This window comes from Methylobacterium sp. J-092 (assembly GCF_022829325.1).
Classification (GTDB): domain Bacteria; phylum Pseudomonadota; class Alphaproteobacteria; order Rhizobiales; family Beijerinckiaceae; genus Methylobacterium.
This window is the reverse complement of the sequence record NZ_JAKSXU010000016.1, coordinates 1-5167: the sequence shown is the minus strand read 5'-3', so window position 1 is coordinate 5167 and position 5167 is coordinate 1. Positions and strand designations below refer to the sequence as shown.

At 65.5% G+C, this 5167-nt stretch carries 4 protein-coding genes; all 4 read left to right on the top strand.

Going from position 1 to position 5167, the window contains the following annotated elements:
• Nucleotides 1–166 precede the first annotated feature (166 nt).
• Nucleotides 167–1324 (top strand): hypothetical protein, encoded by a 1158-nt coding sequence (locus MKK60_RS00210; RefSeq protein ID WP_243983416.1) that lies wholly within the window; start codon nt 167–169, stop codon nt 1322–1324.
• Nucleotides 1325–3574: 2250 nt separating this feature from the next.
• The gene (locus tag MKK60_RS00200; protein ID WP_243983415.1) at nt 3575–4264 is read left to right on the top strand and encodes a ParA family protein; all 690 of its coding nucleotides are present in this window, start codon (nt 3575–3577) and stop codon (nt 4262–4264) included.
• Nucleotides 4264–4632, top strand: a complete 369-nt coding sequence (locus MKK60_RS00195; protein ID WP_243983414.1) for a stability/partitioning determinant — start codon at nt 4264–4266, stop codon at nt 4630–4632. The genes MKK60_RS00200 and MKK60_RS00195 overlap by 1 nt, the downstream gene beginning before the upstream one ends.
• 189 nt (nt 4633–4821) lie before the next feature.
• Nucleotides 4822–5167, top strand: a 346-nt coding sequence (locus MKK60_RS00190) for a transposase (RefSeq protein WP_243983413.1), incomplete at its 3' end; no start/stop codon positions are given.

Genomic DNA, 5167 nt, shown 5'->3' with positions numbered 1-5167 from the left:
GGCCCGCGCTGGTGGTGTTCACGCAGGGCGCCTTCGCCAAGGGGCAATGGTGGTCGCGGACGCTGGAGCCGCGCCACGCGGACGGCCGCGGGCTGCGCCTCGAATACGCCGCGAGCCCGCTCGCGGGCGACCCGCCGCGGTGGCGGGGGCCAGAGGGTTGCGGGTGGTGGCCGAGGTGATTGGACGTTCGGCGGTGCTCGGCGAGGTGCGGCGTCAGGTAGTGGACTGGCAGCGCGCGGCCTCGGTACTGATGGCGCGCGGCGACGCCGAGGCGGGCCTGCGCGCCTACGTGGCCGAGCGCCAGGTCGAACTCGTTGCAGGGGCCGAGGCGGCACGGGAACGGGTGATCGCAACCTGGACCGAACAGCGTGCGATCCACGGCGGCGACGTGCTTATCGTCACCCGGCGCAACGTCGATGCGGCGGCTCTGAACGCCCGGGCGCGGGCGGTCCTGCGAGCGGAAGCGCAGCTCGGACCCGACCTGATCACCCCACCCGCCCGCGACCGCGAGGACCGCGTGGTGCCGCTCGCGCTGGCCGTCGGCGATACCCTGCGGTTCGGCGAAAGCCTGCCGCATCTCGGCCTGCGCAACGGTACCCGCGCCCGAGTCGAGGGGCTCGTCGCCGGCCCGGACGGCGACGCGCGTCTGAACTTGGTGCTGGAGGACGGCAGGGTGATCGAGACGGCCTGGAATGCGCTTCGGCGGGTTCCCCGGTTCGGTCGTCAGCCGAAACATCCAAGGGTTGTCCACGCCTACGCCGGAACAACCTACGCAGCGCAGGGACGGACCTGTTCCGCGGCGGTGATGTATGTCGGGGCCGGTACCGACGCGCGAGAAGTGTATGTCGGCCTGACCCGGCATCGGCACGGGGCCTGGGTGGTGGTCGAGCGCGACCGGCTCGACGCCTTGTGCCGGCAACGTCAGGCGGATCCGCGGATGCCGGCGACCGACACGATGGTGCTGGAGCGGCTGTTCCGCGAGGCGCGGAGCTACCGCGAGAAGGCCAACGTGGTCGACTACGCCGTCGATCGGGTTGCGTTCGTCCGTGACGGGGTGGTCGGGCTGCCTGAGCGTGTCGTCGCGGGGATCGACGTCGGCCGGGCGGTCCGCGCGGCACGGGCTTTACGCGAGGCGGCAACGTGGCTCGGGCTCGAACATGGGATCGTGCCGGCCTGGCGCCTGATCGACGGCTATGGGCGCCGGCTGAGCCGAGTGCCGGCCCCAGTGGTCCGTCGCCTGGTGGCACGGCTCGCCCAGCATCTTGGCCGTCCCGATCCGGAACGCGCTTGCGGGCGCGGGCTCGATCGGGGGATCGAGCGGTGAACGTCGTCCCGGGAACAAAACCGATCCCGCCCCAGGCCAGATGATTCTCGTCGTTCAGGCTTGCCCGTAGAGCTCGTGGGACGGGTCATTCGGCGTCGCGCGTTTGGAGCAAGGTGAAGCAGCGGCAGCGTTACGGGTGCCGTGTCGTCGCTCATCGCTCGGTAATCCACCTGATCTACGATGGACGCCGCTGCACCCGCAGCCAGCAGATGTTCCCTATCCGCTGCGGTAGCCCTGCCGATGCCCCGCGGCAGGGCCACCACCTTTCCAAGGGTTCGAACGGGCCATAAGCCGACGCCTGCGGTTCCTGTTCCCCGCGGCATCGACCTTCACGCGACCACCCGGCCCGAGCTGTCACGGGCGCGATGCAGGGAACTGGCCCACATCGGCCTGTCGTCGCATGCTCCCTGTACCGGGCTGCATGTTGGCGCTCGCGACCACCGCTAGCGCGCAGACGTCAAGAGGCCGGCGGCATAGCATCCCGCCAGGTCGAAGACCTATCCGTTCTATCGAACGCCTGCGTGCGGCTACTCCATGGCTCGGCCGGCTCTACCCACAGCGCGGATTCGTGGAAGGGCACCGTTGACGGGATCGCCCGCCGCCTGTCGGCAGCCCTTTTTTCTGGTTCCGAGGGTCGGAATTCACAGGGTAAGAACTACAAGTAGACGTGCGCTTCGCGGATTTGCACCCTCCCCCCTCTGTCACGGAGGGGCAAGTCTCTCTTGGGATGGAAGAGGTGACACTCTTCCGAGCCAGACGCAGCCAGGCCGTCCACTCTCCTGAAACGATGCGGACCACATTCGTGTCGTTGCGGAAGCCGGTCACGCGCCGTTCCTCGACTGTGACCAGCCCAAGCTTGCGCGCCTCGCGGATCGCGTTGCGCACCGTCGTCTCAGCCACACCGACGATTGCCGCGAGGTGGCCGACGGCGAGGCGACAATCCTTCCGCCGCACGGCCTCGGCCGCGACGAGGCTCAGCACCGCCTGTTCGGCCAGGGTGAACCGCGACGCAAGCCCGGGAGGAAGTCGCCCAGAGGCCGCCCAGCGGCGCCGGCGGCTCATTGAGGTGTTTGTGAGCGGGCGGGACCCTGCGCGAACGCGCCCCCTGGTAGGCGGCGATGGGACGAGCGTCCGCGCCTCGATCAGCCCGGACAACGCTTCAGCCTCGGCTTCGGACACCTGACCAGCCCCGTAGGCCTTCCACATCAGCGCCGCCACGGCGGGTAAAGTGATTCGCGGCGCGGCCTCGATCGCGCGCCTCAACTCGATGGCAAACATAATTCTCGGCCCTTGGTAGGGCCGCGACAGGTCGTTCGGAGCCGCTGAAAGGCGCTCCGGTCCACAGGGCAAAGCCTCATCGTTGTCGGAACCGGGGTTCCGACTTGACGCCCGAGGGCGCTTCATGGCTTGTGAGGGGCAGCAAAGCCGGCCTCACAGCCACTTCGATTTCGACGGCCTCACCCTTGCCGGGGTGGGGCCGTTGGCTTTTCAGGGTTCGACTTGCGGCGGCGGTGTCTCCTGATGCCGGCTTACGACTCGCTACATGGCGCGCCATCACCGGGCATGGCATGTCGGCCGGCCCGCACGGCTAAGTCAACGTCAGGGCTCGAACGGGATCGCTAGGCTGAGATAGCGGTAGCTCCTCGCGTCCTCGCGCTCCTCCATGGTCCTACTAGCGTCGAGCGCAGCTCAGGTGATCGCCGGTGCTAGGCATCAGCCAGTTTTGCACATGCTCGCCGCGTGCAACGGCGTCGGTTCTGTATCGGGCGATCTCACGGGCTGGGACGATCCCGACCGGCCGGAGCGGACGGGGCAGGTTCGCGAGGGGCGGGAGGATAACTGGGATTGAGGACGAGAGCAGGGCTCCGATGTGCCCTGCCCGGCCGTACGCGGTATGCGTCGCCGGTGATCGCGACACGGATAAACGCCAATCAACCTACATGGCCGTACGACCATGATTTATCACCATATGGAATCCAATCAGCTTCCAGGCAGCTGTCGGTAATCCACACCCACACCCATCAACAGGTGCATAGGGGCGGTTAGTATTATAATCGTATCCTGACAGCTTTCCGAAACCTAACAGCTATCCGACAGCTTTTTGGTTCCAGAAAGGGCGTGATGATTTTAACTCAGTGCTTACCGTTAGGTTGGCAGCTTCCCGACTTCCAACGGCTTTCAAACAGCTTCCCGGTGCCTTAAGGCTGTCGGGCAGCTTTCCGGAGCCAAACAGCTTTCAACGAGGTGTCTATGCCTGTCATCACGTTCTCATCGCCCAAGGGCGGCGCCGGCAAAACCACAGCTGCCTGCATCCTTGCCAGTATGCTGGCGGAGCAGGGGGCGACCGTCACCGTCATCGACGCCGACCCCAATCGATTCGTTCAAGAGTGGGCGCAGCTGCCGGGCCTGCCTGCGACCCTTCGCGTCGTAGGGGGGGCTACGGAAGAGACGATCATGGACAAGATCGAGGAGGCGGCAACCATCACCGCTTTCGTGATTGTGGATCTAGAAGGCGTAGCTAGCCTCATGGTTAGCCATGCAATCTCGATGTCCGATCTAGTGGTAATCCCCGTGCAGGGCTCGCAGTTCGATGCCTCGCAGGCTGCTCGTCAAATTGGACTCATCAGTCGCACGGAGAAGCGCGGGGGGAGGGCTATTCCCTACGCAGTGCTAATCACACGGACGAATCCTGCAATCATGCCCCACACCCTCAAGCATATCTTGCAAAGCTTCGACGAGCGCGCAATTCCTGTCCTAAAAACCCGCCTGTGCGATCGTGAGGCCTACCGAGCCATGTTCTCCTATGGTGGCACGCTACAGGGCCTAGCAGGGAAGGGGGTTGCTAACACGGCCGTGGCAATTAACAACGCGGCCGAGTTCGCTGCAGAGGTTGTACAGCGCCTACGCGATAGCCGCGGGCAGGCTAAGGAGGTTGCGTGATGCCCGGCCAGCCTAAGCCTGAACGTACTGATCCGCTTGGAAAGCTCGACCTAGGCGGCCTGGACGATTTCAAGCCCACGCCGCGAGTAGCCCAGCAGCCAAAGCCGCCAGTCGAGACAATTCGAGCCGTTTCAGAAGCAGAGGGTTTTCCCAGCCGCGAGTCCGCCCCACGCGAAAAGGCGAAGCCGGCACCAGCCAAGGTTGAACAACGCCGCTACCGCACCGGCCGCAACAAACAGCTTAGCCTCAAGGTGACGGAAGAGACCGCCCAACGCTTCACCCGCCTCGCCGACGCGCAGCGCCTGGTACTTGGCGAGCTACTAGAAAGAGCTCTTGACGCCTATGAGGCCGCGAACAGAAGGGGATAACTCCTCCGAAGCCTATCGAAAACCAGGTAGAAAGCTAATAGAAATCAGACAGCTTTCAGAAAGCTAACAGTGCCTTACCGTTCGCTCAAGGGCATTTTGCAGGTGGCCGCGGAAGCGGAGTGTAGTCGCGCTCCCGCTTAGAGCGCCTAACAGAACGGCACCCTGAGCGTTGATGTGCGTTGGTGTTTCATGGCCCGTGCACTTCTTCCCGACGATCTCTGGGACGAGATCGCCCCGCTGCTTCCGCCTCCCCGACCCCGTCCGAAAGGCGGTCGACGGCCTATCAAGAACCGGGCGGCCCTGACAGGCATGCTGTTGGGGCGGCGCGCGGGGTGGGTCGGGGAGGTGGTGGCGGCTGGGGGGGGGTGGGGGGCGGGTTTGTCGTGCTGTCGCCGCCTGCGGGACTGGCAGGCGGCGGGCGTCTGGACCCGCCTGCATCAGGTGCTGCTGGGGCGACTTTACGAAGCCGGCCATGGCGACTGGAGCCGGGCCAGCCTGGACAGCGCGTCTGTCCCGGCGAAAAAAGGAGAGCGGA